The organism is Streptomyces sp. NPDC002520 (assembly GCF_053595235.1).
In genome coordinates, this window is record NZ_JBSFXG010000004.1 from 101,537 (window position 1) to 127,195 (window position 25,659).

25 protein-coding genes are annotated in these 25,659 nt (G+C 71.6%); 15 read left to right on the forward strand and 10 right to left on the reverse strand.

The features are described from left to right. Positions 1-122 precede the first annotated feature (122 nt). A complete protein-coding gene (locus ACWD5D_RS08595; RefSeq protein ID WP_451372053.1) occupies positions 123-1,634 on the forward strand; it encodes an amino acid permease in 1,512 nt (503 codons plus the stop codon). Beyond that, entirely contained in the window at positions 1,631-2,704 is a 1,074-nt protein-coding gene (gene dapE, locus ACWD5D_RS08600; protein WP_451372054.1) for a succinyl-diaminopimelate desuccinylase, read from the forward strand. The genes ACWD5D_RS08595 and dapE overlap by 4 nt, the downstream gene beginning before the upstream one ends. On the opposite strand, the gene ACWD5D_RS08605 is transcribed toward dapE, so the two are convergent. Next, a complete protein-coding gene (locus tag ACWD5D_RS08605) occupies positions 2,667-4,226 on the reverse strand; it encodes a PucR family transcriptional regulator (RefSeq protein ID WP_451372055.1) in 1,560 nt (519 codons plus the stop codon). The two genes, dapE and ACWD5D_RS08605, sit on opposite strands and share 38 nt — an antisense overlap. Before the next feature lie 141 nt (positions 4,227-4,367). On the opposite strand from ACWD5D_RS08605, the gene ACWD5D_RS08610 reads away from it, so the two are divergent. The 3 genes from ACWD5D_RS08610 to ACWD5D_RS08620 are packed head-to-tail and all read left to right on the forward strand — an operon-like array spanning position 4,368 to position 7,066. After that, on the forward strand, positions 4,368-5,132 hold the full coding sequence (locus ACWD5D_RS08610; protein ID WP_451372056.1) for a chorismate synthase: 765 nt from the start codon (positions 4,368-4,370) through the stop codon (positions 5,130-5,132). Further along, complete coding sequence (gene menC, locus ACWD5D_RS08615) at positions 5,129-6,265, forward strand: o-succinylbenzoate synthase (RefSeq protein ID WP_451372057.1); 1,137 nt, start codon at positions 5,129-5,131, stop codon at positions 6,263-6,265. The genes ACWD5D_RS08610 and menC overlap by 4 nt, the downstream gene beginning before the upstream one ends. A gap of 9 nt (positions 6,266-6,274) precedes the next feature. Continuing rightward, positions 6,275-7,066: a S16 family serine protease gene (locus tag ACWD5D_RS08620; RefSeq protein WP_451372058.1), complete on the forward strand. Its 792-nt coding sequence runs from the start codon at positions 6,275-6,277 to the stop codon at positions 7,064-7,066. A gap of 4 nt (positions 7,067-7,070) precedes the next feature. On the opposite strand, the gene ACWD5D_RS08625 is transcribed toward ACWD5D_RS08620, so the two are convergent. The 4 genes from ACWD5D_RS08625 to ACWD5D_RS08640 all read right to left on the reverse strand — a co-directional run bounded on the left by ACWD5D_RS08625 (position 7,071) and on the right by ACWD5D_RS08640 (position 9,084). Continuing rightward, positions 7,071-7,640, reverse strand: a complete 570-nt coding sequence (locus tag ACWD5D_RS08625) for a DUF302 domain-containing protein (RefSeq protein ID WP_451372059.1) — start codon at positions 7,638-7,640, stop codon at positions 7,071-7,073. Positions 7,641-7,746: 106 nt separating this feature from the next. Continuing rightward, complete coding sequence (locus tag ACWD5D_RS08630) at positions 7,747-7,935, reverse strand: hypothetical protein (RefSeq protein WP_451372060.1); 189 nt, start codon at positions 7,933-7,935, stop codon at positions 7,747-7,749. 11 nt (positions 7,936-7,946) lie between these two features. After that, entirely contained in the window at positions 7,947-8,546 is a 600-nt protein-coding gene (locus ACWD5D_RS08635) for an ArsR/SmtB family transcription factor (protein WP_451372061.1), read from the reverse strand. Between the two features lie 49 nt (positions 8,547-8,595). After that, entirely contained in the window at positions 8,596-9,084 is a 489-nt protein-coding gene (locus ACWD5D_RS08640) for an Lrp/AsnC family transcriptional regulator (RefSeq protein ID WP_451372062.1), read from the reverse strand. Between the two features lie 123 nt (positions 9,085-9,207). Between ACWD5D_RS08640 and hppD the strand changes: the two genes are divergently transcribed. Beyond that, positions 9,208-10,356, forward strand: coding sequence for a 4-hydroxyphenylpyruvate dioxygenase (gene hppD / locus ACWD5D_RS08645; RefSeq protein ID WP_451372063.1), 1,149 nt, complete (start codon positions 9,208-9,210; stop codon positions 10,354-10,356). Between the two features lie 74 nt (positions 10,357-10,430). Here hppD and ACWD5D_RS08650 read toward each other — a convergent pair whose 3' ends face one another. After that, the gene (locus ACWD5D_RS08650; protein ID WP_451372064.1) at positions 10,431-11,918 is read right to left on the reverse strand and encodes a tetratricopeptide repeat protein; all 1,488 of its coding nucleotides are present in this window, start codon (positions 11,916-11,918) and stop codon (positions 10,431-10,433) included. A 91-nt stretch (positions 11,919-12,009) separates the two neighbouring features. Between ACWD5D_RS08650 and ACWD5D_RS08655 the strand changes: the two genes are divergently transcribed. Continuing rightward, positions 12,010-13,425: an FAD-binding oxidoreductase gene (locus tag ACWD5D_RS08655; protein WP_451372303.1), complete on the forward strand. Its 1,416-nt coding sequence runs from the start codon at positions 12,010-12,012 to the stop codon at positions 13,423-13,425. Between the two features lie 29 nt (positions 13,426-13,454). On the opposite strand, the gene ACWD5D_RS08660 is transcribed toward ACWD5D_RS08655, so the two are convergent. Then, on the reverse strand, positions 13,455-13,868 hold the full coding sequence (locus ACWD5D_RS08660) for an SsgA family sporulation/cell division regulator (RefSeq protein ID WP_451372065.1): 414 nt from the start codon (positions 13,866-13,868) through the stop codon (positions 13,455-13,457). A gap of 232 nt (positions 13,869-14,100) precedes the next feature. Here ACWD5D_RS08660 and ACWD5D_RS08665 point away from each other — a divergent pair, with 232 nt between their 5' ends. Both ACWD5D_RS08665 and ACWD5D_RS08670 read left to right on the forward strand, forming a co-directional pair. Then, positions 14,101-15,645: an RDD family protein gene (locus ACWD5D_RS08665; RefSeq protein WP_451372066.1), complete on the forward strand. Its 1,545-nt coding sequence runs from the start codon at positions 14,101-14,103 to the stop codon at positions 15,643-15,645. Between the two features lie 74 nt (positions 15,646-15,719). Further along, the gene (locus ACWD5D_RS08670) at positions 15,720-16,523 is read left to right on the forward strand and encodes an RDD family protein (protein ID WP_451372067.1); all 804 of its coding nucleotides are present in this window, start codon (positions 15,720-15,722) and stop codon (positions 16,521-16,523) included. A gap of 85 nt (positions 16,524-16,608) precedes the next feature. Here the strand turns inward: ACWD5D_RS08670 and ACWD5D_RS08675 are convergent, their stop codons facing one another. Then, a complete protein-coding gene (locus tag ACWD5D_RS08675; RefSeq protein ID WP_451372068.1) occupies positions 16,609-16,902 on the reverse strand; it encodes a hypothetical protein in 294 nt (97 codons plus the stop codon). Between the two features lie 377 nt (positions 16,903-17,279). On the opposite strand from ACWD5D_RS08675, the gene ACWD5D_RS08680 reads away from it, so the two are divergent. Together ACWD5D_RS08680 and ACWD5D_RS08685 are read left to right on the forward strand one after the other, a co-directional pair. Beyond that, entirely contained in the window at positions 17,280-19,637 is a 2,358-nt protein-coding gene (locus tag ACWD5D_RS08680; protein ID WP_451372069.1) for an immune inhibitor A domain-containing protein, read from the forward strand. 121 nt (positions 19,638-19,758) lie between these two features. Further along, positions 19,759-20,094 (forward strand): hypothetical protein, encoded by a 336-nt coding sequence (locus ACWD5D_RS08685; RefSeq protein WP_451372070.1) that lies wholly within the window; start codon positions 19,759-19,761, stop codon positions 20,092-20,094. 52 nt (positions 20,095-20,146) lie between these two features. On the opposite strand, the gene ACWD5D_RS08690 is transcribed toward ACWD5D_RS08685, so the two are convergent. Together ACWD5D_RS08690 and ACWD5D_RS08695 are read right to left on the reverse strand one after the other, a co-directional pair. Further along, positions 20,147-20,740 carry a nicotinamidase gene (locus ACWD5D_RS08690; RefSeq protein ID WP_451372071.1) on the reverse strand — a complete coding sequence of 198 codons (594 nt, stop codon included), beginning with the start codon at positions 20,738-20,740 and terminating at the stop codon, positions 20,147-20,149. Positions 20,741-20,836: 96 nt separating this feature from the next. Next, a complete protein-coding gene (locus ACWD5D_RS08695; RefSeq protein ID WP_451372072.1) occupies positions 20,837-22,183 on the reverse strand; it encodes a nicotinate phosphoribosyltransferase in 1,347 nt (448 codons plus the stop codon). 57 nt (positions 22,184-22,240) lie between these two features. On the opposite strand from ACWD5D_RS08695, the gene clpS reads away from it, so the two are divergent. The 4 genes from clpS to ACWD5D_RS08715 all read left to right on the forward strand — a co-directional run bounded on the left by clpS (position 22,241) and on the right by ACWD5D_RS08715 (position 25,573). Further along, a complete protein-coding gene (gene clpS, locus ACWD5D_RS08700) occupies positions 22,241-22,558 on the forward strand; it encodes an ATP-dependent Clp protease adapter ClpS (RefSeq protein ID WP_451372304.1) in 318 nt (105 codons plus the stop codon). Positions 22,559-22,571: 13 nt separating this feature from the next. Further along, positions 22,572-23,180 (forward strand): DUF2017 domain-containing protein, encoded by a 609-nt coding sequence (locus tag ACWD5D_RS08705; RefSeq protein WP_451372073.1) that lies wholly within the window; start codon positions 22,572-22,574, stop codon positions 23,178-23,180. Between the two features lie 406 nt (positions 23,181-23,586). Continuing rightward, entirely contained in the window at positions 23,587-25,005 is a 1,419-nt protein-coding gene (locus tag ACWD5D_RS08710) for an amino acid permease (protein ID WP_451372074.1), read from the forward strand. Between the two features lie 145 nt (positions 25,006-25,150). Continuing rightward, the gene (locus ACWD5D_RS08715; RefSeq protein WP_451372075.1) at positions 25,151-25,573 is read left to right on the forward strand and encodes a Mov34/MPN/PAD-1 family protein; all 423 of its coding nucleotides are present in this window, start codon (positions 25,151-25,153) and stop codon (positions 25,571-25,573) included. Positions 25,574-25,659 lie beyond the last annotated feature (86 nt).

Below are 25,659 nucleotides of genomic sequence, written 5' to 3' on the forward strand. Positions count from 1 at the left end.
TATCCCACCCACCCCGCCCGCCCCACCACCCTTTTTAGCCGTCTCGCCAACGGTCATTCCCTCTCTTTGGCCGATCCCCTCACCCTCTGACCGTCTCCTCTTCGCATCATCAAGGGCCAGAGATGCCCCAACGCGGAGGGAGCCGGACGGTGGAGAGAGTCGGCAGCCGGCCACAGGTCGGACAACAGGCGGGCCGCGCCCATCGGCTCACCCGGCGGCAAGCCGTGGGCACGCTCGTCGGCGAGGCCGCGGGCAGCCCGCTGAAGCGGACCATGGGCGTCGCCCAGCTCACGCTGCTCAGCGTGGGCGCCACCCTCGGCACCGGCATCTTCGTCGTCCTCGGCGAGGCCGTCCCCGAGGCCGGTCCGGCCATCGTCGTCTCCTTCGTCCTCGCCGGAGTCACCGCGCTCTTCTCGGCCCTTTCCTACGCGGAACTGGCCGGCATGATCCCCGGATCCGGGTCGTCGTACAGCTACGCCTACGCCACCCTCGGCGAGCTGGTGGCCTGGGTGTGCGGATGGTGTCTGATCCTGGAGTACGGGGTGTCCGTGGCCGCCGTGGCCGTGGGGTGGGGGCAGTACGTCAACGAGCTGCTCGATCTGACCTTCGGCGTCACACTGCCCGACTCGCTCAGCGCGCCGCCCGGGGCCGGAGGGACCCTCAACATTCCGGCCGCCCTCATCGTCGTCCTCGCCATGGTCGTGCTGTTGCGGGGCGCGAAGGAGAGCGCCGTCGCCAACACCGTCATGGTCGGCGTCAAGATCGCGGCCCTCGTCCTGTTCTGCGCGGTCGCCTTCACCGCCTTCCGCGCCGGGAACTTCCAGCCCCTCTTCCCGCTCGGCGCCGCGGGCATGAGCGCCGGCGCGGCCTCGCTCTTCTTCTCGTACATCGGTTTCGACGCCGCCTCCACGGCGGGTGAGGAGGCGCGGAACCCGCAGCGCGACCTGCCCCGCGCGATCATCCTCTCCCTCGTGCTCGTCACCGCCCTGTACGTCGTCGTCGCCGTGGCCGCGCTCGGCGCGATGCCGTGGAGGAAGTTCGAGGGGACGGAAGCGACGCTCAGCGAGGTGCTCGTTCAGGCCGTCGGCGGCGGGAACCTGTGGCCGATCCTGCTGTCCATCGGCGCCGTCGTCGCCACCACCAGCGTCGTACTGACCGTGCAGTACGGGCAGATCCGCATCCTGTTCGCCATGGCCCGGGACGGTCTTGTGCCGCCGCTGTTCGCCAAGGTGCACCCGCGCACCGGCGTGCCGCGCGCCAACACCGTGATCGTCTCCGGCTTCATCGCGGTGCTCGCCGCCCTCGTCCCGCTCGGCAGCCTCGCCGACGCCACCAGCATCGGCACCCTCTTCGCCTTCATGCTGGTCAACCTGGCGGTCGTCATCCTCCGCCGGCGCGACCCCGGGCGCGCCCGCTCCTTCCGCGTCCCCTTCTCCCCGGTCGTCCCGCTGCTCGGCGTCGGCTTCTGCGGCTACATGCTGTTCAGCCTGGGCGCCGACACCTGGATCGCCTTCGGGGCCTGGATGGCGGTCGGGCTCGTCGTCTACGGCCTGTACGGCGTCCGGCACTCCAAGCTCAACCAGCAGCAGCTCCAGAACCACGGGATGTCCGGGCTGCCCGAGGACCTCGCATGACCGCCCTCGATCTGACCGCCGACCTCGGCGACCTCACCCGCGCCCTGGTCGACCTCCCCTCCGAGAGCGGGGACGAGGCGCGCATCGCGGACGCCGTGGAGGAGGCGCTGCGTGCGTACGGACATCTCGGCGTCGAGCGCATCGGCAATTCGGTCGTTGCCCGCACCGACCTCGGCCGCCCGCAGCGGGCTGTCATCGCCGGTCATCTGGACACCGTCCCGGCCGCCGGGAACCTGCCCTCCCGGCTCGTCGACGGCCGGATCCACGGGCTCGGCGCCTGCGACATGAAGGGCGGGGTCGCGGTGGCCCTGCGGCTCGCGGCCACCGTCACCGAGCCCGTCCGCGACCTCAGTTACGTCTTCTACGAGTGCGAGGAGGTCGAGGGGGAGCGGAACGGTCTGGCGCGGATCGCCGCCACCCGGCCCGGACTTCTCGAAGAGGCCGATCTGGCGATCCTGATGGAGCCCTCCGACGCCGGTGTCGAGGCCGGCTGCCAGGGCATCCTCACCGCCGACATCGTGGTCGAGGGAGCCCGCGCCCACACCGCCCGTGCCTGGCAGGGCGTGAACGCCGCGCACAAGGCCGCCCGGGTGCTGCAACGGCTGGACGACCACACGGCCGAGCGGGTCCTCGTGGACGGGCTGGAGTTCCGGGAGGGGCTCAGCGCGGTGGCCGTACGGGCCGGGGTGGCCGGCAACGTCGTGCCCGACGAGTGTGTCGTGACCGTCAACTACCGTTTCGCACCCCATCGTTCGGCCAAGGACGCGGAGGCGTACGTGCGCGGGCTCTTCCCCGGGTACGAGGTGCGCGTCACCGAGGTCGTCGAGGGCGCCCTGCCCCATCTGGAGAGGGTCGGCGAACTCGTCGCCGCGCTCGGTGCCGAGCCCCGGCCCAAGCTGGGCTGGACGGACGTGGCCCGGTTCGCCGCGCTCGGGCTGCCCGCCCTCAACTACGGCCCCGGCGACCCCTCGCTCGCCCACACGCCGGGGGAGTTCGTCCCCGTCGCGCACCTGGAGCAGTGCGCGCGGCGGCTCAGGACGTGGCTGCTCGGAGCCCCGCCAGCGTCCTGAGCTGAAGCCACAGCACCAGCCGCTCGTCGGGGTCGTCCAGGTCGACCCCGGCGTGCTGCTGGAGCTGTCTGAGGCGGTAGCGGCAGGTGTTGGGGTGCACGGCGAGGAGCCGCGCCGCGCCCGCCATGTCGCAGCCCGCGTCGAACCAGCAGACCAGCGTGCGGGCGTACTCCGTGCCGTGCCCGGCGTCGTACGCCAGCACCCGCCGCCAGGCGCCCGCGCCCAACTCGCGCCGCTCGCCCATCACTTCGGCCAGCCGCAGCAGCGTCACCCGCGGGCGTACCTCGTCCACCGTGGCGACCGGCCGGCCGGCGTCCAGCACCCGCAGCACCAGGTCCGCGTCCGCCCGGGAGTCCGTGAGGCCGCCCGCGTCCGCCGCCACCTCTCCCAGCGCCGCCCGCACCGGCACCCGCAGCGTCTGCCCGGCCCGCCGCACGATGTCCTCGGCCAGCCACTTGTGCCGCTTGTCGGGCCCCGGCAGCACCGCGTACACGACCCCGTCGACCAGCACGCACGCGTGCCGCCCGTAGCGGGCCTCGCACTGCAGGCGTACGACGTCCAGCAGGCGCAGCGCGGTGCGCTCGGCGTCCGGGACGCTCGCGGCCGAGTCCAGGACGAAGGCGGCCACCCGGGCCGGGCCCTCGACGCCCAGGCGCACGGCGGCCGTCGCCGCGTCCGCGGTGCCCTCCAGCAGGCGGCGCAGCAGGTCGGTGCCGCGGTGCCGGGCCAGCTCGCGCGCGGCGCGGGCCCGCAGCAGGAGCAGGGCGGCCGTGGCGGCGCCCTGGGCGAGGGTGTCCTCGGCGTCCGGGGTGAGCGAGCCGTCGTCGATCACCCAGACCGAGCCGAGGGTCTCCCCGCCGGCCCGCACCGGCACCGCCAGGCGGGCCAGGTCCGCGCCGGTCAGCGCGGGCAGCCGCAGCGGCCGGTCGGCGGCGAACAGCCGCCGGTACTGCTCGGTGTTCTCCGCGCTGTCCGGCACCTGGAGGCCCAGGATGCCCTGCCGCCGGTCCTCGTCCACCGGCTGCCCGGGGACGGTCGAGTAGGCGAGGATCCGCTGCCGGGGGTCCTCGATGGCGGTGGCCCCGCCGACCCCCGCGGCGATCGCGTCGGCCAGCGCGAACAGGTCCCCGAGGCCGGTGTCGGAGGCGGCGGCGGGCCGGGCGCCGATGGCCGAGGCCAGCAGCAGGTGCACATGGTGCCAGGCGGCGTCCTCGGCGACCGACAGCAGTGCCACGCCGTGCTTCTCCGCCTCGCCGGCCGCCTCGCCGACCGGCCCGTCGGCGCCCCGCACCACGACCCCGGTCAGCTCCGCCTCGGCCGCCGCCCGCAGCAGCGCTCCGGCCTCCGCGGCCGGCACCCCGACCGCCAGCAGCAGCGCGCCCGGCAGCCGGGGGAGCGGGGTGCGGCCGTCGTACAGCACCGCCTCGGTGACCGGCACGCCGGGCCCGGCGGGGGCGGTGTGCAGGCGCAGGGCGGGGCCGCCGACGACGTCCAGCAGGTCACCGAGGGTGCAGGCGTCCATGAGAGTCCTCGGGGTGGGTGCTTGGCTGAGGGGAGGGGGGTGCTTGGCTGATGCTGAAACGAACGTACGCATCCATTGGCCGCTCGCACAACACGCCGGCGGTCGTCGGCTCCGAGACTCGTCCTCATGACAGCAGGAGTCATGACCTCAGGAGTCACCGTCCGCACCGTCCACGACGTGGCCGGGCTCGCGGCCGTCGCCGACTACTTCAGTGACGTCTGGCAGACCCCCCGTACCGCCCCGCCCTACCCGGCCGAGGTGCTGCACAGCCTGGTGCACGCCGGCGGCGCCGTGCACGCCGCGTACGACGGCGAGCGGCTCGCCGGGGCCGCCGTCGCCGTGCTCGGGGCGGAGCACAGCACGTACTCCCTGGTGGCCGCCGCCGACCGGGGCCTCGGGCACGCGGTGAAGCTGGGCCAGCGCGACTGGGCGGCCGGCCTCGGCGCCCGCACCATGCGCTGGACCTTCGACCCGCTGGTCGGCCGCAACGCCCGCTTCAACCTGGTCAGGCTGGGCGCCATGGGCACGGAGTACCTGGTCGACTTCTACGGCCCCATGACGGACGGCCTGAACGAGGGCGACGAGAGCGACCGGCTGACGGTGACCTGGGACCTGACGGCTCCGGCGGCGTCGTACGACACTCCGGACCAGGCCGTCCGTGGGCTCGTGACACACACCGCCCCCGACGGCGCCCCGCTCGCCCGCCGCAGCGACACACACCTCTTCTGCCGGGTCCCCGGCGACATCGTCGCGCTGCGCGCCGCCGACCCGGCGCTCGCCCTGCGCTGGCGGCACGCCGTGCGCGACGTGTTCGTGCGGGCCTTCGCGGAGGGCTTCCGGGCGACCGGCATGTCCCGCGACGGCTGGTACACCCTGTCCCTCCCCGGAGAAGGAGCCGCCGCGTGAAGCTGGAGCGCGTCGAGATCGTGCACGTCGCGATCCCGCTGGTCACCCCGTTCCGTACGTCCTTCGGCACGATGACGACGAAGGACACCTTCCTGCTGCACGTCGTCACCGACGAGGCCGAGGGCTGGTCGGAGTTCGCCGCCGACCCCGAGCCGCTGTACTGCTCGGAGTTCGTGGCCGGCGCCGAGATCGTGCTGCGCGACTTCCTGCTGCCCCGTGTGGCCGCCCTCCCGCACCTCACCACGGCCGCGCTGGCCCCCGCCATGGCGAAGATCAAGGGGCACGAGCTGGCCAAGGCGGCGCTGGAGACGGCGGTCCTGGACGCCGAGCTGCGGGCCCACGGCATGCCGCTCGCCGTGTATCTCGGCGCGGTGCGGGACCGGGTGCCCGCCGGGGTCTCCGTGGGGATCAAGAACTCCGTGCCCGAGCTGCTGGACGACGTCGAGCGCTACCTCGCCGAGGGGTACGTCCGGATCAAGCTGAAGATCGAGCCCGGCTGGGACGTGGAACCGGTCCGCGCGGTCCGTGAGCGGTTCGGCGCGGCTCTGCCCCTCCAGGTCGACGCCAACACCGCCTACACCCTCGCGGACGCCGAGCACCTGCGGCGCCTGGACGAGTTCGGGCTGCTGCTGATCGAGGAGCCGCTGGAGGAGAACAACCTCCACGCCCACGCCCAGCTCCAGCGGCGCATCGCGACCCCGGTCTGCCTGGACGAGTCACTGCACCACGCCCGTGACACCGCCTCCGCGATCGCCATGGACGCCTGCCGGGTGGTCAACGTCAAGCCCGCCCGGGTCGGCGGCTACCTGGAGGCGCGCCGCGTCCACGACGTGGCCCACGCCCACGGGGTTCCGGTGTGGTGCGGCGGCATGCTGGAGACGGGCATCGGCCGCGCCCCCAACCTGGCCCTCGCCGCCCTGCCCGGCTTCACCCTCCCTGGCGACACCTCGGCCTCCTCCCGCTACTTCGCGCAGGACATCACCGAGCCGTTCGTCCTTCAGGACGGCCACCTCCCGGTCCCGACGGGCCCCGGCATCGGCGTCGAGCCGCTCCCGGACGCGCTGCGCCGGTTCACCCGGGAGCGACGGGACCTGTACGTCGGCGACACAGGAGGCACACGGGCCGCGCGTTAGTGTGATCCTGTGCTCTCACGTCTCACGCGTCCCCAGGCCGTCGCCGCCTGCGCCCTGCCCGTCGTGGCTCTGCTCGCCACGGCGGTGTTCGCGCCGCTGCCGTTCGCGGTGGCGCAGCCGGGGATGACCGCGAACGTGCTCGGTGAGAACAAGGGCACCCCGGTGATCACCGTCTCCGGGGCGCCGACCCGCACGCCGGGCGGGCAGCTGCGGATGACGACCATCGAGGCGACAGGACCGGACACGAACGTGCGCCTCGGGGACGTGCTGGGCAACTGGTTCCGCACCGACCGGGCGGTCATGCCGCACGACTCGGTCTACCCGACGGGCAACGACGTCAAGGAGATCGAGAAGCACAACGCCCAGCAGATGCAGCAGTCCCAGGACGCGGCGACCCAGGCGGCACTGAAGTACCTGGACCTGAAGCCGGACCACGTCAAGGTCACGCTGAAGCTCGCGGACGTGGGCGGGCCCAGCGCGGGGCTGCTGTTCACCCTGGGGATCATCGACAAGCTGGACGGCGACGGCAGCGGCGGCGACCTCACGGGCGGCCGCACCATCGCCGGTACGGGCACGATCGACGCCGACGGCAGGGTCGGCGCGGTCGGCGGGGTGGCCCTGAAGACGCAGGCCGCGCGGCGGGACGGCGCGAGCGTCTTCCTGGTACCGAAGGCCGAGTGCGCCGATGCCAGGTCCGAGCTGCCCGAGGGGCTGCGGCTGATCCCGGTCACCACGCTGAAGAGCGCGGTGGACTCCCTGGTGGCGCTGGAGAAGGGGAAGGGGTCGGTACCGAGCTGCTAGACGATCAGCTCTGGTGCCGCTCCTGACCGGTCGGCGGCGCCAGTTGCGGTGGGGTGTCACCGCCGAGCAGGGTGATGAGCCGGCCGAGGAGGCCGTCGAGTTCGCGGCCGACGTCGGCGATGTCGGGGTTTCCGTAGCTGGCGAACAGCAGGCCGGGCTCGTCGACGGCCAGTTTGGTGTCGCCGTCGGGGTCCGCGTAGAGCAGGGTCCGCAGGGGAGCGTGGAGCATGACCGAGGGATCGTGACGGAACATGCGCTCGGCGATGATGTGGTTGCCCATCAGGTACTGGGTGGCCTTCCAGCGGGACGGCGACGCGGTCATGGCGGCGGTGACGTCGATGCGGTGGTAGCGCATGAAGCCGTGCGGGGCATTGCTCTTCGCCAGTTCGATCACGTCCTGCCAGGAGGTCGCTTGGAGGTTGCGGGCGAGATCGAACTCCGGGACGAGGGTCTCGTACTGCTCACGGGCCTCGTCGTAGGGGCGGGGGAGTGCCACGACGAGACGCCGGGTGGGGTGTTCGATGGCGGTGGTGCGCATGGTCATGACGATGCCTGCCTCGAGTTCGTCACTCATGAGCTGGCCAATCTCCTGATCGCGCCGCTCTCGGCGATCAGCTTGCCGGGACCGGGAAGGGCCTGCAACCGCAGGTGGCGGGGGGCCGGAGGGCAGGTGCCGGCCGCTAGGCGACGGCGGGGGCCCCGGCCGGCCGGGGTGCGGCGGCCAGGCGCAGGCCGACCTCGACGAGGGTCCAGCCGAGCCGGGTGCGCAGCCAGGCGGAGGGCTTGACCTCGGAGGCGAGCCGGTGGGCGTCGGCCTCGGCGCGGAGGCCGGCGGCGTGCTGCCGGGCGAGCTGGGTCTGGATGTGCATGGCGTGCCCTTTCAGTCCGTCTCGACGGGGAACAGGTGCGTGTGAATGCGTACTTGCTCGGCTCCAGGGCTGTCCGATTCCGGGGAGCGGCCCCGGTAGTCGTCGATCAGGCCGTGCATCTTCTCGACCAGCTCGGCGGCCAGTTCGGGGGTGAGCCGGAACGTCGCGTTGCTCATGTCGGCGGCGCGGGACCACTCCTCGGACCAGCGGTCCCGGGTGCTGAGCCAGGCGGACAGCTCGCGGGCGTGGGTGTTCGCCACCTCGTGGAGGTACATCTCGGCCATGCCCCGCACCTCGGGGCCGGCGCCCTTGAAGTCCTCGGCGTCGAAGACGAGTCCCTGGTCCACCGCCCTCCACCACCGCTCCCGGCCCTTGCCGTGCTCCGGGGCGTCCTCGACGAAGCCGTGGGCGGCGAGCTGGCGCAGGTGGTAGCTGGTCGCGCCGCTGGACTCGCCCATCCGTGCGGCCAGTTGGCTGGCCGTCGCCGGACCGTGGTGACGCAGGGCGTCCAGCAGCTGCATGCGCAGCGGATGGGCGAGCCCCCGCAGTGAGCGGGGGTCGAGCCGCCGGTGCCGCCGTCCCTCGTGCTCCGTCGCTTCGTGCTCCGTCATGCGCACAAAGATAGCTATGCAAAGGCTCCTTTGCAACACTCTCTTTGCATCAACTTCTCTGGACGTCCTCGGTGTCCCCGGAGGCCTGTTCCACCAGCGGGATGATCCGCAGCGGAACGGGGTTCTCCATGACGATCGCCGTGGACGCCCGGACGATGCCCTCGAAGCCGACCACCCGGTCGATCACCCGCTGGAGATCGGCGTTGGAACGGGCCACCAGCCGGCACAGCATGTCCCCGCTTCCGGTGGTGGTCAGCAGCTCCAGCACCTCCGGCACGGTCGCCAGGTGCGCCCGGACGTCGGGGCCCTGCCCCTGCCGGATCTGCAGGGTGGCGAACGCGGTGACCGGGTAGCCCAGGGCCGCCGGGTCCACCTGCGGCCCGAACCCGCGGATGACGCCGTTCGACTGAAGGCGGTCCAGCCGCGCCTGGACCGTCCCCCGCGCGACCCCCAGCCGCCGGGACATCTCCAGCACCCCGATACGCGGCTCACGTGCGAGCAGCACGATGATCCGCCCGTCCAGTCGATCGATCGCCACGGCCGCTCCCGGGGGTGGTCATCCTGTACAGAAAGGCCGTCGAAACCGCCGTACGGCTGAACGGATTGCCCAGTGAATACCCGAACTATTGCGCACCTTGCAGACCGGGGCCACCCTTCGGCTATGACGCAGACCACACACCACACTCCCGACGAGACCGCCCGGCAGGCCGACCCCTTCCCGGTCAAGGGAATGGACGCGGTCGTCTTCGCCGTGGGCAACGCCAAGCAGGCGGCGCACTACTACTCCACCGCCTTCGGCATGAAGCTGGTCGCATACTCCGGACCGGAGAACGGCAGCCGCGAGACCGCGAGTTACGTGCTGGAGAACGGCTCCGCCCGGTTCGTGTTCACCTCGGTCGTCAAGCCGAGCACCCCCTGGGGCGAGTTCCTGTCCCGGCACGTGGCCGAGCACGGCGACGGCGTCATCGACCTGGCCATCGAGGTCCCGGACGCGCGCGCCGCCCACGCCTACGCCGTCGAGCACGGCGCCCGCTCCGTCGAGGAGCCGTACGAACTGAAGGACGAGCACGGCACCGCCGTCCTCGCCGTGATCGCGACCTACGGCGAGACCCGCCACACCCTGGTCGACCGTTCCGGCTACGACGGCCCCTACCTGCCCGGCTACGCCGCCGCCGACCCGATCGTCGAGCCGCCCGCCCAGCGCACCTTCCAGGCGATCGACCACTGCGTCGGCAACGTCGAACTCGGCCGGATGAACGAGTGGGTCGGCTTCTACAACAAGGTCATGGGCTTCACGAACATGAAGGAGTTCGTGGGCGACGACATCGCCACCGAGTACAGCGCGCTGATGTCGAAGGTCGTCGCGGACGGCACCCTCAAGGTCAAGTTCCCGATCAACGAGCCCGCGATCGCCAAGAAGAAGTCCCAGATCGACGAGTACCTGGAGTTCTACGGCGGCGCCGGCGTCCAGCACATCGCGCTGAACACCAACGACATCGTGCAGACCGTCCGCACCATGCGCGCGGCCGGCGTCCAGTTCCTCGACACCCCGGACTCCTACTACGACACCCTCGGCGAGTGGGTCGGCGACACCCGCGTGCCGGTCGACACCCTGCGCGAGCTGAAGATCCTCGCCGACCGCGACGAGGACGGCTACCTGCTGCAGATCTTCACCAAGCCGGTCCAGGACCGCCCGACCGTGTTCTTCGAGATCATCGAGCGCCACGGCTCGATGGGCTTCGGCAAGGGCAACTTCAAGGCGCTGTTCGAGGCGATCGAGCGGGAGCAGGAGAAGCGGGGCAACCTGTAAGGCCCCCGGCCCCCCCATGACGTTTCGACGACGGGGCCCGTGCGGTGCGAACCCACCGCACGGGCCCCTCGGCCCTACTCGGGCACGTCCTCGTCCGGCGGCTCCCCCAACTCGTTCAGCGTCGTGCGCGCGGTCGCGGTGTGCAACGGCGAGAAGTACGGATTGATCTGCAGCGCCTCCTTGAGATGCCGCCGCGCCGACGAGTCCTGGTCCAGCTCGTGCTCGATCATGCCCCGGTGGAACGCGTACAGCGCGCTGCGTACTCCGCCGCCCTTCGTCTTGTCCGTCGCGGTCTTGGCGTAGGTCAGCGCCTCCTGGTCGTCGCCGGACCGGTGCAGCGCCCAGCCGAGGGCGTCGGCCACCTCGATCCCGGGCTGGCGCCGCCACTCCTCCTCCAGCTGCAGCACCGCCTCCTGCGGGTCACCGTGGTCCGCCTCGTACTGCCCGAGCAGCAGGTCCTCGTCCACCCCGCCCGCCACCGCCACCCGCGCCCGGTCGCGCAGCAGGTCGTACTGCCGCTCGGCGTCCTTGTTCAGCCCCAGCGACTCGTACAACTCGCCCAGCTCCAGCGCGTAGCGGGGGTCCGGCTGCCCGGCGAGCGCCGCCTGGTACGCGCTCAGCGCCTGCGAGGTACGGCCCATCGCGGCCAGCGTCCGCCCCTGCCCGGCCAGCGCCGCACGCTGCCCGGGGTCGAGTCGCCGGGCGGCCTCGAAGTGCCGCAGCGCGTCCGACAGGTCACCCCGCTCCCAGGCCAGCTGCCCAAGACCGGTCAGATAGGCGGCCTGCTCCGCGGGGGTGCCGGCGGCCGACGCCGCGTCCGTCAGCTGGGCCACCGCGTCCTCGCGCCAGCCCCGGTCCCGGTACACGGCCGAGGCCCGCGCCATCACCGCGGGCCGGGCGGCCGCGTCGGTCTTCAGCCCCATCAGCTTGTCCAGCGTGGAGCGCGCGTTCGTGTAGTCGCCGAGCCCCGTGTAGGCGTCGATCAGCGGCGGATACGCCGTCCACTGCTTCGGCGTCAGCCGCAGCAGCTGCTCGCCGTACTCCTTGGCCTGCGGAAAGTCCCGCCGCGCGTTCGCCAGCGCGGCCATCCCGCCCAGCGCCGCCGCCTTGTCCGCGTCACGCAGACCCCGCACCTCCAGCGCGGCCCGCAGCGCCCGCTCGGCCTTCGGATAGGCCGCCGCGTCGGCGCCCAGCCGCCCCTGCTCCACATAAGCGGTCCCCAGCACCGCCCAGGCCCGCGCGTTCTGCGGCTGCGCCCGCACCGTCTTCTCCTGCCGGCCGACGAGCCCCGCCAGGTCGGTCAGCGTGGCCGGCACCCCGGCGGTGACCGTCGTCAGCGCCTTTGTGCGCGGCGCCGCCGCCGGTGCCGGAGCGGGAGCCGGAGGCAGGGCCCGGTGCCGTTGTTCCGCCGGCAGCAGAATCAGTGCCGCACCCGCCGCGGTGCCGCCCGCCACTGCCGTGACCAGCGTCCAGCGCAGCCAGCGCCGGGGGCGGCGCGGCTCGGGCGACTCGGCCACCAGGGACATACCGGGGGCGGAGTGGCCATACTGTCGGTTTTCCATACTGTTCACTGTGCGTCAGCGCGACGAGCACGTCGGGGCGCCCCAAGGGTGGCGCGACGGGGTTCACACCGATGGCCCCGAGTGCGACGCTGTGATCATGAGCCGCATCGAAGCGCCCCGCGACGAGGGCGCAGCACACACCGATAGCCTCACCGACCGGCTCCTGGCCGGCCTGCCGGCCGAGGCGGTCCTGACCGACCGCGACGTCACCGCCTCCTACGCCAACGACATGGCGAGCTTCTGCCCGGCCGGCGCCCCAGCCGTGGTCGTGCTGCCGCGCACGGTCGAGCAGGTCCAGCACGTCATGCGCACCGCCTCCGAGCTGCGCGTGCCGGTCGTCCCGCAGGGCGCCCGCACCGGTCTGTCCGGCGGCGCCAACGCCACCGACGGGTGCATCGTGCTGTCCCTCACCAAGATGGACCGCATCCTGGAGATCAGCCCCGTCGACCGCATCGCCGTCGTCGAGCCCGGCGTCATCAACGCCACCCTCTCCCACGCGGTCGAGGAACACGGCCTGTACTACCCGCCGGACCCCTCCAGCTGGGAGATGTGCACGATCGGCGGCAACATCGGCACGGCCTCGGGCGGGCTGTGCTGTGTGAAGTACGGCGTGACCGCCGAGTACGTCCTCGGCCTGGACGTCGTCCTCGCCGACGGCCGTCTGATGTCCACCGGCCGCCGCACGGCCAAGGGCGTGGCCGGCTACGACCTCACCCGTCTCTTCGTCGGCTCCGAGGGCTCGCTCGGCATCGTCGTACGGGCCGTGCTCGCGCTGAAGCCCAAGCCGCCGCAACAGCTGGTGCTCGCCGCCGAGTTCGGCTCCGCGGCCGCCGCCTGCGACGCCGTGTGTCGGATCATGGAGAGCGGTCACGGGCCCTCCCTCCTCGAACTGATGGACCGTACGACCGTCAAGGCGGTCAACGATCTCGCCCGCATGGGCCTGCCGGAGACCACCGAGGCGCTGCTGCTGGCCGCCTTCGACACCCCGGACCCGAGCCGCGACCTCGCCGCCGTCGGCGCCCTGTGCGAGGCCGCCGGAGCCACCCAGGTGGTCCCCGCCGAGGACGCCGCCGAGTCCGAACTCCTGCTGCAGGCCCGGCGGCTCTCGCTGACCGCGCTGGAGGCGGTCAAGGGCACGACGATGATCGACGACGTCTGCGTGCCCCGCTCCAGGCTCGGGGAGATGCTGGCCGGGGTCGAGCGGATCGCCGAGAAGTTCGGGCTGACCATCGGGGTGTGCGCCCACGCCGGCGACGGGAACACGCATCCCACCGTCTGCTTCGACGCCCAGGACCCCGACGAGTCCCGGCGGGCCCGCGAGTCCTTCGACGAGATCATGGCCCTCGGTCTCGAACTCGGCGGCACCATCACCGGCGAGCACGGCGTGGGCGTCCTGAAGAAGGAGTGGCTGGCGCGGGAGATCGGCCCGGTCGGAGTGGAGATGCAGCGGGCGGTCAAGCAGGTCTTCGACCCGCTCGGCATCCTCAACCCGGGCAAACTCTTCTGAATACTCCCGGACGGCCTCCGATACGGCCCTCACCGGGCGAGCAACTGGTCGAGGGCGTCGTCGATCCCCAGCGACTCGCCCTCGGTCCCCGGGGGCACCGCCCGCAGCGTGCCTTCCAGCCAGGCGGACACCTGCGGCGTCGGAGCCTCCAGCAGGGCGTCGCCGTCGGGCGAGCTCAGCGCCATCAGCACGACACTGCGGCCGTCGGCCTTGGCCGGCCACACCCGCACGTCCCCGTGCCCGCACGGCCGGAACACCCCTTCGACCAGGAGTTCGCGGGCGAACGTCCAGTTGACGGGAGACCCGGAGTTGATGTGGAACGTGATGTGGACCGCGTAGGGGTCGTCGGAGCGGTAACCGAGCCTGGCCGGGACCGGGATGCTCCGCTCGGGCGACAGGATGAGCTTCAGCTCGAGCTCGCGCTCCACCACCGTGTGCTCCATGACCTGCGTTTCCTCTCTGGCCGGGGCCGCTCAAAGTGGGCCCGTGCCAGGAGAGAGGGGGCAGGGGCGCGGGCATTACGCGGGTTCCGGGAAGTTTTTTTCGCGGCGGGGCAGGCATGCGCCGCGTCGCCCGGAAAGGGGTGGGTCCGGCCGGACTGGAGGTGGCGGGCGCCCGCGTCTGATAGATGTGGAGGCCTCTTTCCCACCTTCGAGCAGATACGGGACGACGGACATGAGCGCCCCAACCCCGGCCCCGGGTGACGACAGGCCCCGCGAGGGCTACTACCCGGACCCGTCCATCCCCGGCTACGTCCGGTACTGGAACGGCGCCTCATGGGTGCCGGGCACCAGCAGGCCGGCGCCGAAGGACGGCGAACCGCTCGCCCCGCCGCCGGGCGTCGGTCCCGCCGCCCCGGCCGTGGAGGAGACGGGCCCGCACTTCTTCGACGAGGACCCGCAGCCGGGGCCCTCCGGCCAGCAGCAGGCCTGGGGCGCCGACCCGAGGATCCCCGCGGAACCGGCCGGTCACGACCCCGGTGCGCAGCCCGTCCCGGCCGGGGAGGACCCCGCCCGCGACCCCGGCGGCACGTTCGTCTTCCGCCGCCCGGTCCAGGGCCCCGCCGGCGTCCAGGACGACGGCACGATGACGTTCCGCGCGGCACCGGGCGGGCAGCCCGGTGCCTCCGGCCCGCCCGCCGACGACGGCTCCGGCGCTCCCGGCTTCGGGGCACACGGCGCGGACCCGCGCTCGGCGGTCCCCGGCCCGGCCTTCGGCCCGGGGACCGCCGGCCCGGGTGGCGCGGCCGGCGGCCCCGGCACGGCCGGTCCCGGTGCCCGGGGTTCCGGCTCGGCGGCCGCGGCAGGACCGGGCGGCCCGGGTGCGGGTGGCTTCGGTGGCGCGGCAAGTGGTCCCGGTGCGGCCGGTCCCGGTGCTCCGGGTTCCGGTGCGGCGGCCGGGGGCGGGTTCGGAGCGCAGGGGCCGGTCGGGGCGCCCGCCGCGCAGCCCGGACCGCCCGGCGCGGCGTCAGGGTTCGCGGCCGGGAGCGCCGCGGCCGCGCGGGGCGCGGCCGCCCCGCCCCCGCAGGCCTCCGCCGTGGCCCCCTCGGTGCCGCAGCAGGGCGGCCGGCAGCCGGGTGCCGGTGTCTCCGCTCCGGTGACCGCGGGTCCCGGTGGCGGCCAGGCCTCCTGGGCCCAGCAGGTGCACCGGTTGGCCGGCGGCGCGGACGAGCAGCCCGTGGCGCCGTGGAAGCCGGTCGTGGAGGACCCGTTCCAGGCGGCGGCCCGGCTCCAGGCCGCGACCCGCCCGGCCGGCCTCGGCAAGCGTCTTGCCGCCCGTCTGATCGACAGCGTGGTCCTCGGCGCGGTGACGGCCGCCGCCGCGGTCCCGCTCGGCAGCAGCGCGCTCGACCACGTCCAGCACAAGATCGACGAGGCCAGGCTGTCCGGCCGTACCGTCACCGTCTGGCTGCTCGACGGCACCACCGGCACCTCCCTCGGCATCGTCCTCGCCGTCCTCCTCCTCTTCGGTGTCCTCTACGAGGTGCTGCCCACCGCCAAGTGGGGCCGCACCCTGGGCAAGAAGCTGTGCGGTCTCCAGGTGCGGGACATCGAGGGCTTCGAGCCGCCGACGTTCGGCGCGGCCCTGCGCCGCTGGCTGGTCTACTGCATCCCCGGTCTGCTCGGCATCGGGATCGTCGGCGTGCTGTGGTGCCTGTTCGACCGGCCCTGGCGCCAGTGCTGGCACGACAAGGCGGCCCACACCTTCGTCGCGGGCTGACCGCACGGCCCGGTCGTCCCTCGTACGGCCGCCCTGGGAATGCGGGACCGGGGCGGTCGCGGTGCACTCGGGCCATGAGCAGCGAACCGCCCCCCGGCCCCGGAGAGCAGCCCCCCGAGGACGACCCGTTCACGAAACGGCCTCCGTCGGACCAGGGGTCGGGCTCGCCGTACGACGCCCCGTACGCCTCCCAGCAGCCCCCGCCCGGCGGCCAACCCCCGCCCGGCGGCCAACCCCCGCCCGGTGGACCCCCTCCACCCGGCGGGCCGCCCCCGCCTCCGCCTCCGGGCGGTGAACAGCCGCCTCCGCCTCCGGGCGGTGAACAACCGCCCCCGTACGGCGGCCGGCAACCGCCCCCGTACGACACCGGTGGCCCCTTTGGCGGCGGACCCGGCGGTCCGGGCGACTACCCCGCCGATCCCCTCGCGGGCATGCCCCCGCTCGCCGACAGCGGCAGGCGCACCCTCGCCCGCATCATCGACATGATCCTCGTGGGCATCGTCGTGTGGCTGCTCACCTGGGCGTTCGGGGTCCGCGAGTACACGGTGGACGGGGACCGGATCGAGGTCGGCAAGTCCTTCGCGCAGTCCATCGTCGCCGCGGTCCTCTACGTCGCCTACGACACGATCCTGATCGCGAAGACGGGGCAGACCCTCGGCAAGAAGTGGCTCAACATGCGGGTGGCCGACCTGGCCGACGGCTCCACCCCCTCCATGCAGACCTCGTTCCTGCGCGCCCTGGTGCTGTGGGTGCCGTTCGCCTTCTGTTGTGCGTGCATCTGGACCGCGATCTGCGGCGGCTGGAGCTACTTCGACAAGCCGTACAAGCAGGGTCTGCACGACAAGGCGGCCAAGACGGTGGTGGTCAGCACCGGTTGAGTCCCCCCGGGGGAGGGGTATCGGGGTCACGCGCGAGCGGCGGGTCCGGCATGACGCACGGACCCGCCGCTCACACGTGTGCCCTTCAGGACGCCGTCGGTTCGCGCACGGGCTCGGCCGCCGCGGCCACGGGCTCCCGGGGCGCGGGCACCCGTGCGGCGGTGTTCTGGTCCGCCGCGGACTCGGACGGCGCCGTGCCCGGACGGGGCCGGGGGAGGGGGACGGTCATGGCCACGAGCAGCCCGAGGGCGAGCGCGGCGGCGGCGATGACGGCGACCCCGATGCCCGAACCGGTCTGGGACAGCAGCAGCATGGCGAGCGTCGAGAAGATCACGGTGCACGAACCGTAGGCGAACTGTGCGGCAGTCGGACGAGGCATGGCAATCGTGTCCTCGGGAGATGAAGATGGGGGCGCCGTTCGATTCTCTTGGCATGCGTGGCTCTTGGCGTGCATGCCCGACCCGAACGGCCGGTAAGCGTGACCTAACCCACGGCGCCGGTGCACAGGGGGCGCACGGAGTCATGGCACCCGGCAAGTGGACGGGGTCACGCGCCCGTCGGGGGATGCCCGGCCGTCCGTAAACCGAACGTCCGCTCCGCATAGTGCAGTTGTACACGTCAAGTCAAGATCTGTCTTTTCTCCTAAACCTCTAGTCAAATGTCGTCACTTGATTACACGCGTTGATCGTGTGCACACGGACCCTTCCACGACCAGGACCCCTTTGTCCGTGTGCGCGGCGCGGGGGAGGACCTCAAGTGACCAGCAGACCCTGGACGTTCAGAGCCGCCGCGATCGGTGTGGCGCTCGCGGCGGCCTCCGCCACCTTCGCGACCTTCGCCGTCGCGGAGGCGAGCACCACCGCCCGGTCGGCCGCCGCGAACCGGCACGACCCGGCCCCGGTCGAGCAGCAGAAGCACGATCTCGACGGCCCCCTCAGCAAGACGCAGGACGCCCAGCGGCAGGAAGCCCTCAGCCAGCTCATATCGGGCGAGGCGAAGGCTCAGGAGCGCAACGGCTCGCAGGTCGTCCAGCTCAAGAGCAAGAAGGGCGACGGCAAGTACGTCGAGCTGAGCCGCGAGAAGACGGACAAGATCTTCACGATCCTGGTGGAGTTCGGCGACCAGACCGACCCCAGGTACGGCGGCACCCCCGGCCCGCTGCACAACCAGATCGCCGCTCCGGACCGTGCGAAGGACAACTCGACGGCCTGGCAGCAGGACTACGACCAGAAGCACTACCAGGACCTCTACTTCGGCACCGGTGCCACCGAGTCGCTGAAGAAGTACTACGAGAAGCAGTCCTCGGGCCGCTACTCGGTCGACGGCGAGGTCTCGGACTGGGTCAAGGTCCCCTACAACGAAGCCCGTTACGGCAACAACGTCTGCGGTCAGACCAACTGCGCGAGCGTGTGGAACGTCGTCCGCGACGGTCTGAACTCCTGGGTCGCGCAGCAGAAGGCGGCCGGCAAGTCCGACGCCGACATCAAGGCGGACCTGGCCAAGTACGACCAGTGGGACCGCTACGACTTCGACGGCGACGGCGACTTCAACGAGCCCGACGGCTACGTCGACCACTTCCAGATCGTGCACGCCGGTGAGGACGAGTCCGCGGGCGGCGGCGTCCAGGGCACGGACGCGATCTGGGCCCACCGCTGGTACGCCTTCGGCACCGACGCGGGCGCCACCGGCCCCCAGGACAACAGGCTCGGCGGCGCGCAGGTCGGCGACACCGGCGTCTGGGTCGGCGACTACACCATCCAGCCGGAGAACGGCGGCCTCGGTGTCTTCGCCCACGAGTACGGCCACGACCTCGGTCTGCCGGACGAGTACGACACCGGCGGCGGCGACAACTCCACCGGCTTCTGGACGCTGATGTCCTCCGGCTCCTGGCTGGGCACCGGCAAGGAGGCCATCGGCGACCTGCCCGGCGACATGAACGCCTGGGACAAGCTCCAGCTGGGCTGGCTGAACTACGACACCGCCAAGGCCGGCGTCTCCTCCTGGCACAAGCTGGGCCTTGCCGAGTACAACACCAAGCACCGTCAGGCGCTGGTGGTCTCGCTGCCCGACAAGCCGGTCACGACCGAGGTCGTCACCCCGGCGCAGGGCGCCACCCAGTGGTGGAGCGGCAGCGGTGACAACCTCAGGAACACGCTGACCCGTTCGGTCGACCTGACCGGCAAGTCCTCGGCCACGCTGAGCCTGGACGGCTGGTACGACATCGAGAGCGGCTACGACTACCTCTACACCGAGGTGTCCACCGACGGCGGCGCCAACTGGACCGCCCTGGACGGCACGGTGGACGGCCAGGCCGTTCCGCGCGACGGCTCCGGCAAGCCGGCCCTGACCGGCACGGTCGACGGCTACAAGAAGCTGTCGTACTCGCTGGACGCCTACGCGGGCAAGAAGGTCGACGTCCGCTTCCGCTACCAGACCGACGGCGGTGTGGCGCTGAAGGGCTTCGCGGCCGACGAGATCACGGTGACCGCCGACGGTGCGGCGCTGTTCTTCGACAACGCGGAGTCGGCGGACGCCGGTTGGGCCGCGACCGGGTTCTCCCGCATCGGCGCGTCCTTCACCAAGGACTACAAGCAGTACTACATCGCCGAGAACCGCCAGTACGTGTCGTACGACAAGACCCTCAAGGTCGGCCCGTACAACTTCGGTTACCTGGGCACCGACCGGCCGGACTGGGTGGAGCACTACCCGTACCAGAACGGCCTGTTGATCTGGAAGTGGGACACCTCCCAGGCGGACAACAACACCAACGTCGACGAGCACCCGGGCACCGGACTGATCCTGCCGGTCGACGCGCACCCGAAGGCGCTGAAGTGGTCCGACGGGAAGCTGCTGCGCAACCGCATCCAGGCCTACGACTCGCCGTTCGGCTTCGAGGCCACGGACGCGATCACGCTGCACCAGGCGGGCGCCGCGACCAAGATCGCGTCGCAGAAGGGGGTGCCGGTCTTCAACGACCACACGCACACCTACTACGACGCGTCGAACCCGACGGGTGGTGTCAAGATCACTGACACCAACACCAAGATCAGGATCACGGAGCAGGCGAAGGATGGCTCCACGATCGAGCTGGAAGTCGGCCCTGCGGTGAAGTAAGCGTTATTTCTGCAGGTCAGAAGCGTATCGGCGGTGACCCCCTGGCGGGTCGCCGCCGATCGTGTTTAGGTGCGTCCTGTGGATCGCTTATTGACATCGATCGAAACGGGGATGTGACCGCATGGCCGCAGGAGGTTTCTGCAAGCTGCCGAACGGCACGGTGGTGGTGGCACTCAACCTGCCGCATGTCGCCGACGTCGGCTCCGCCGGGGTGCGCGTACTGGTGCACGCCCAGAACCGGGCCCGGGCCCTGACCAGGCTCCGCAATCTCGGCCTGCGCGCGGTCTACCTCCGGGGTAACGCCGCCCCGCCGACCCCGGACGAGATCACCGCGGTCCTGCACCACCCCGACGGCCTCATATGGCGCACGGCGCCCGACAACGGTGTCACCGTGACGGAGCTGTGGCATCCCATCCGCGCGCTGCTGCGAAGACCCGCGGTGGCGCGGCAGGGGTAGGGGGCTCCCGGGGTCCGCTGTCCGGCCCGGCGCTGTTCTGTGGCCCGGACGGTCAGCCGCTGACCACCGGCTTGCCGGTGAGTTCGACTCCGGCCTCGCGCAGTTCCTCCAGGGCCCGCTCGGTCGTCTCCGGGGCGACTCCCGCGGTCAGGTCCAGCAGGACCTGGGTGCGGAAACCCTCCCTCGCGGAGTCCAGGGCGGTGGCCCGCACGCAGTGGTCGGTGGCTATGCCGACCACGTCCACCTCGGTGATGTGGCGCTCGCGCAGCCACCGCGCGAGGGGGACGCCGTTCTCGTCGGCGCCCTCGAAGCCGCTGTAGGCGGCCGAGTAGGCGCCCTTGTCGAAGACCGCGTCCACCGCGCCGGAGGCGACCGCGGGGGCGAAGTTCGGGTGGAAGCCGACCCCCTCGGTGCCGGCGACGCAGTGCGCGGGCCAGGAGTGGACGTAGTCGGGGTTGTCCGCGAAGTGCCCGCCCGGGGCGATGTGGTGGTCCCGGGTGGCGACCACGTGCTGGTAGCCCGCGCCCGCCGCCTGACCGATCAGCTCGGTGACGGCGGCGGCCACGTCGGCACCACCGGACACCGCGAGGCTGCCCCCTTCGCAGAAGTCGTTCTGCACATCTACGACGATCAAGGCGCGACGCATGATGGGTGTCCTTCGACTGTGGGTTGAGTAACTGAGCCTAGAGACTTTGCGGCCTGTGCGGGAGGGGTCCTTCGCGGATGCGGACGGCGTCCCGCTCTAGCTACCCGTGCGCAGGTGCACGTACTCCGTCGGAAGGACGGGTTCCCCTCGCGACAGCTGCGTCGCGGACAGCGGCAGATTCGCCCGCGCCGCGATGTGCCGCTCCCGGGGCACGTCCAGCGGCTCGCGTGCGACCACCTCGCCGCCCTTGACCAGCTGCACCAGCAACTGCCGGTCGACCAGCTCGTCCGGCACCCGCCCGGTGCCCACGACCTCGGCCTCGGCGACCCCCTCCGCGTCCAGCCGGCGCGCCGCCCACTTGCGGCCGCCGATGGAGGTCTTGCCGCTGGAGGACTTCTTCGCGACCGGCACCAGCGGCGCCGCCGGATCGGCCGACTCGGCCCGCGCGACCAGCTTGTAGACCATGGAGCAGGTCGGGTGCCCGGAGCCGGTCACCAGCTGGGTCCCGACGCCGTACGCGTCCACCGGCGCCGCCGCGAGCGAGGCGATGGCGTACTCGTCCAGGTCCGAGGTCACCACGATCTTCGTGCGGGTCGCGCCCAGCTCGTCCAGCTGCTGACGCACCCGGTGGGCCACGAGCAGCAGGTCACCGGAGTCGATGCGCACCGCGCCCAGCTCGGGCCCGGCCACCTCCACCGCCGTACGGACCGCCTCGGCGACGTCGTAGGTGTCCACGAGGAGGGTCGTGCCCCGGCCCAGGGCGTCCACCTGGGCGCGGAAGGCGTCCCGCTCGTGGTCGTGCAGCAGGGTGAAGGCGTGCGCGGAGGTGCCGACGGTCGGGATGCCGTAGCGGAAGCCGGCCGCGAGGTCGGAGGTGGTGGCGAAGCCGCCGACGTACGCGGCGCGCGCGGCGGCCACGGCGGACAGCTCGTGGGTGCGGCGGGCGCCCATCTCGATCAGCGGCCGGCCGCCGGCGGCGGAGGACATCCGGGACGCGGCGGCCGCGATCGCCGAGTCGTGGTTGAGGATGGAGAGGATCACGGTCTCCAGCAGCACGCACTCGGCGAAGGTGCCCTCGACCCGCAGGATCGGCGAGCCCGGGAAGTACACCTCGCCCTCGGGGTAGCCCCAGACGTCACCGCTGAAGCGGTATCCGGCCAGCCAGTCGAGCGTTTCCTCGTCGACGATCTCCTGCTCGCGCAGGAAGCCGAGGACGTCCGCGTCGAAGCGGAAGTTCTCGACCGCGTCCAGGACCCGCCCGGTGCCCGCGACCACGCCGTAGCGGCGTCCGTCGGGCAGGCGCCGGGTGAAGACCTCGAACACGCTGCGCCGTTCGGCCGTACCGGCCTTCAGGGCTGCACGCAGCATCGTCAGCTCGTACTGGTCCGTGAAGAGCGCCGTCGAGGGGACGTCAACCGGCAGCCCAAGGTCCGCTGTGTTCATGGCAGTGCATGCTACCCCCATTTCGTCAGTGTGACGATTTGTGGCGTGCGTGGCAGCATGGGCACTGTGACGTCACCCGCGCCCGCAGAGATCGAACGCACCGAACCGGCGGAGGAGGTCTTCGCCGTACCCGAGCCCGACGTCCCCTGGGTCACGATCGTGCACAACGACCCGGTGAATCTCATGAGCTACGTGACGTACGTCTTCCAGTCGTACTTCGGCTACACCAAGGACAAGGCCACCAAGCTCATGCTGGACGTCCACCACAAGGGCCGGGCGGTCGTCTCCAGCGGCTCGCGCGAGGAGATGGAACGCGACGTGCAGGCCATGCACGGATACGGTCTGTGGGCCACCCTGCAGCAGGACCGGAAGTAGCGAACCCACTCAGATGCCCGGACACTTCGAACCGCTCCCCGGCGGCGGCGCGGCCGTCGCACTCGACGACGTCGAGATCTCCATCATCCGGTCGCTGGCGGTCCAGCTCCTGGAACTCATCGGCCCCGGCCCCGCCGAGGACGCCCCCACCGACCCGCTCGCCCAGCTGTTCTCCGAGGGGCCGAGCGAGCCGCCCGCCGACCCGGTGCTGCGCAGACTCTTCCCGGACGCCTACAGCGATCCGGAGAAGGCGCCCGACTCCCCGGCCCAGGCCGAGGAGCGGCGGGAGTACTCCGCCGAGTTCCGCCGCTACACCGAGAACGACCTGAGGGCCGGCAAGCGGGAGAACGCCCTCGCGGTGATCCGCTCGCTGGACGCGCTGGCCCCGGCGGCCGGTGACGGCGGCGCGGTCCTGAAGCTCACCCCGGACGAGTCCCGGCAGTGGCTCGGTGCCCTCAACGACCTGCGCCTCGCGATCGGCGCCCGGTTGGAGATCACCGACGAGGACGACACCGATCTGCTCTTCCGGCTCCCGGAGGAGGATCCGCGCAAGCCGATGGTGCTGGCCTATCTGTGGCTGGGCGGCCTTCAGGAGACGCTCGTCTCGACGCTGACGGGCTGACCGCTCGACGCCGACGGGCTGACCGCCGCCGGATGCCCCGACCCCGGCGGCCGTTCTGTCCTGACTTTGGGTGATTTCGCGTTCGCTCAGAGGACACTCAAATCCGGATAACGATCGAGTCACCGTTGCGGCCGGGTTTGCAGCATTTGGGCGTTCTTTGTCCGGTTCTTCCTGTGCGTTGCGTCACAAGAGCCCGCTGTCCTGAATATTGCGGCCGTGATAAATCTTCACGACCGCCCGGCGGACACCACCCATGTCCGGCCGGGTGCGCCACCGAGCCGGCGACCGCCGGCCAGGCACGAGCGGGTCCCCGAAACCCGCTCAGCTCCATCAATCCGGGGGGATCGAAACCCGATCCGAGGCCGACGAAAGGCCGCGGTTCGGCATGGAGAAAGGCGCACCACACATGACCTCTGAGAAGGTCACCGCTGCCCCCGAGGAGGGGTACGAGCGCGGGCTCGGCAGCCGTCAGGTCCAGATGATCGCCATCGGCGGCGCCGTCGGCGTCGGCCTGTTCCTGGGAGCCGGGGCGAACATCGCCAAGGCCGGTCCCAGCCTCATCCTGATGTACGCCCTCGCGGGCGTGATCATCTTCTTCATCATGCGAGCCCTCGGCGAGCTGCTGCTCTACCGCCCGGTCTCCGGGTCCTTCGCGGAGTACTCCCGGGAGTTCCTGGGCCCGTTCTTCGGATACTTCACCGGCTGGACGTACTGGCTGATGTGGGTCGTGACCGGCATGGCCGAGCTGACGGCCGCCGCGATCTACGTCCACTACTGGTTCCCGGCCGTTCCGCAGTGGGTGACGGCGCTGGTCTTCCTGGTCGTCCTGTTCGTGGCCAACCTGATCTCGGTGAAGCTGTTCGGCGAGATCGAGTTCTGGTTCTCCATGGTCAAGGTCACCGCCCTCGTCGGCATGATCGTGATCGGTCTCGGCGTGCTCACCTTCGGCTTCAGCGCCGCCGGTGACACCGCGTCCGTCTCCAACCTGTGGCAGTTCGACGGCTTCTTCCCCAAGGGCATCGGCTCCTCCCTGATGACCCTGCAGGGCGTCATGTTCGCCTACCTCGCCGTCGAGCTGGTCGGCGTCACCGCGGGTGAGTCCAAGAACCCGGAGAAGACGCTCCCGAAGGCGATCAACACCCTGCCCTGGCGTATCGCCCTGTTCTACGTCGGTGCCCTCACGGTCATCCTGTGCGTGGTCAAGTGGACCGAGTTCGCGGCGGGCGTCAGCCCCTTCGTGAAGGCGTTCGCCCTGATCGGCATCCCGGCCGGCGCCGGCATCGTGAACTTCGTGGTGCTCACCGCGGCCCTGTCGTCCTGCAACTCGGGCATGTACTCCACCGGCCGCATGCTGCGCACCCTCGCGGACAACGGCGAGGCGCCGCGCGTCTTCTCCAGGCTGTCCGCCACCAAGACCCCGGCGATCGGCATCACCACCTCCGTGGCCTTCATGGGCATCGGCGTGATCCTCAACTACATCGTCCCGGAGAAGGCCTTCGGCTACGTCACCTCCGTCGCCACCGCGGCCGGCATCTGGACCTGGCTGATGATCCTGGTCAGCCACGTCCTCTACCGCCGCGCGGTCGTCGCGGGCCGGCTGCCCGCCTCGTCCTTCCCGGCGCCGGGCGGCGCGGTGTGCTCGTACATCGCCATCGCCTTCCTGATCTTCGTCACCGGTCTGATCGCGTACGATGCCGACTCTCGTGTCTGCCTGTACGTGATGGCCGGCTGGGCCGCCGCGCTCGGCGTCGGCTGGCTGTTCCTGAAGAACCGCACGCCTCAGATCGCCGACCGCCACGAGCAGACCTTCGAGAAGGTGGGCTGACCACCCGGGGAGACCAACCCCTGGACGTCCGGCCGGCGGGAGTACTCGTGGCACCCCCGGCGGCCGCCGCTCAGGACGTCCACCATGTGGGCCGTCCCGTACCACACCTCGGTACGGGACGGCCCATCTGCTTATCCTGACCCCCATGCTGACCATCACCCAGGCCCTGTACGACCAGATCGTCGCGCACGCCCGCAAGGACCACCCCGACGAGGCGTGCGGCGTCGTCGCGGGCCCGGCGGGTTCGGACCGCCCCGAGCGCTTCGTCCCGATGCTGAACGCGGCCATGTCGCCCACGTTCTACGAGTTCGACTCGGGCGATCTGCTGAGGCTCTACCGGGACCTGGACGACCGCGACGAGGAGCCGGTGATCATCTACCACTCCCACACCGCGACCGAGGCCTACCCCTCCCGCACCGACATCGGCTACGCGGGCGAACCGGGCGCCCACTACGTCCTCGTCTCCACCGCCGACACCGACGGCCTCGGCGACTTCCAGTTCCGCTCCTTCCGGATCCTCGACGGCGAGGTCACCGAGGAGGAGGTCCAGGTCGTGACCGCGTACTGAGCCGCCCTGACCTGCCGTGACCACAGTTCGGGCAGAGTTCATCCAGCATGCGAGATCACATTCCAGGAGCCGGACCGGGAATCGTT

Coding starts and splice junctions, on each gene's coding strand:
- ACWD5D_RS08630 (WP_451372060.1), bottom strand. CDS start 7,935: ATGCACATCCAGACCCAGCTCGCCCGGCAGCACGCCGCCGGCCTCCGC.
- dapE (WP_451372054.1), top strand. CDS start 1,631: ATGACCGCCCTCGATCTGACCGCCGACCTCGGCGACCTCACCCGCGCC.
- ACWD5D_RS08695 (WP_451372072.1), bottom strand. CDS start 22,183: ATGAACACAGCGGACCTTGGGCTGCCGGTTGACGTCCCCTCGACGGCG.
- clpS (WP_451372304.1), top strand. CDS start 22,241: ATGGGCACTGTGACGTCACCCGCGCCCGCAGAGATCGAACGCACCGAA.
- ACWD5D_RS08595 (WP_451372053.1), top strand. CDS start 123: ATGCCCCAACGCGGAGGGAGCCGGACGGTGGAGAGAGTCGGCAGCCGG.
- ACWD5D_RS08665 (WP_451372066.1), top strand. CDS start 14,101: ATGAGCGCCCCAACCCCGGCCCCGGGTGACGACAGGCCCCGCGAGGGC.
- ACWD5D_RS08710 (WP_451372074.1), top strand. CDS start 23,587: ATGACCTCTGAGAAGGTCACCGCTGCCCCCGAGGAGGGGTACGAGCGC.
- hppD (WP_451372063.1), top strand. CDS start 9,208: ATGACGCAGACCACACACCACACTCCCGACGAGACCGCCCGGCAGGCC.
- ACWD5D_RS08670 (WP_451372067.1), top strand. CDS start 15,720: ATGAGCAGCGAACCGCCCCCCGGCCCCGGAGAGCAGCCCCCCGAGGAC.
- ACWD5D_RS08635 (WP_451372061.1), bottom strand. CDS start 8,546: ATGACGGAGCACGAAGCGACGGAGCACGAGGGACGGCGGCACCGGCGG.
- ACWD5D_RS08690 (WP_451372071.1), bottom strand. CDS start 20,740: ATGCGTCGCGCCTTGATCGTCGTAGATGTGCAGAACGACTTCTGCGAA.
- ACWD5D_RS08605 (WP_451372055.1), bottom strand. CDS start 4,226: ATGGACGCCTGCACCCTCGGTGACCTGCTGGACGTCGTCGGCGGCCCC.
- ACWD5D_RS08625 (WP_451372059.1), bottom strand. CDS start 7,640: ATGAGTGACGAACTCGAGGCAGGCATCGTCATGACCATGCGCACCACC.
- ACWD5D_RS08610 (WP_451372056.1), top strand. CDS start 4,368: ATGACCTCAGGAGTCACCGTCCGCACCGTCCACGACGTGGCCGGGCTC.
- ACWD5D_RS08715 (WP_451372075.1), top strand. CDS start 25,151: ATGCTGACCATCACCCAGGCCCTGTACGACCAGATCGTCGCGCACGCC.
- ACWD5D_RS08705 (WP_451372073.1), top strand. CDS start 22,572: ATGCCCGGACACTTCGAACCGCTCCCCGGCGGCGGCGCGGCCGTCGCA.
- ACWD5D_RS08660 (WP_451372065.1), bottom strand. CDS start 13,868: ATGGAGCACACGGTGGTGGAGCGCGAGCTCGAGCTGAAGCTCATCCTG.
- ACWD5D_RS08675 (WP_451372068.1), bottom strand. CDS start 16,902: ATGCCTCGTCCGACTGCCGCACAGTTCGCCTACGGTTCGTGCACCGTG.
- ACWD5D_RS08650 (WP_451372064.1), bottom strand. CDS start 11,918: ATGGAAAACCGACAGTATGGCCACTCCGCCCCCGGTATGTCCCTGGTG.
- ACWD5D_RS08685 (WP_451372070.1), top strand. CDS start 19,759: ATGGCCGCAGGAGGTTTCTGCAAGCTGCCGAACGGCACGGTGGTGGTG.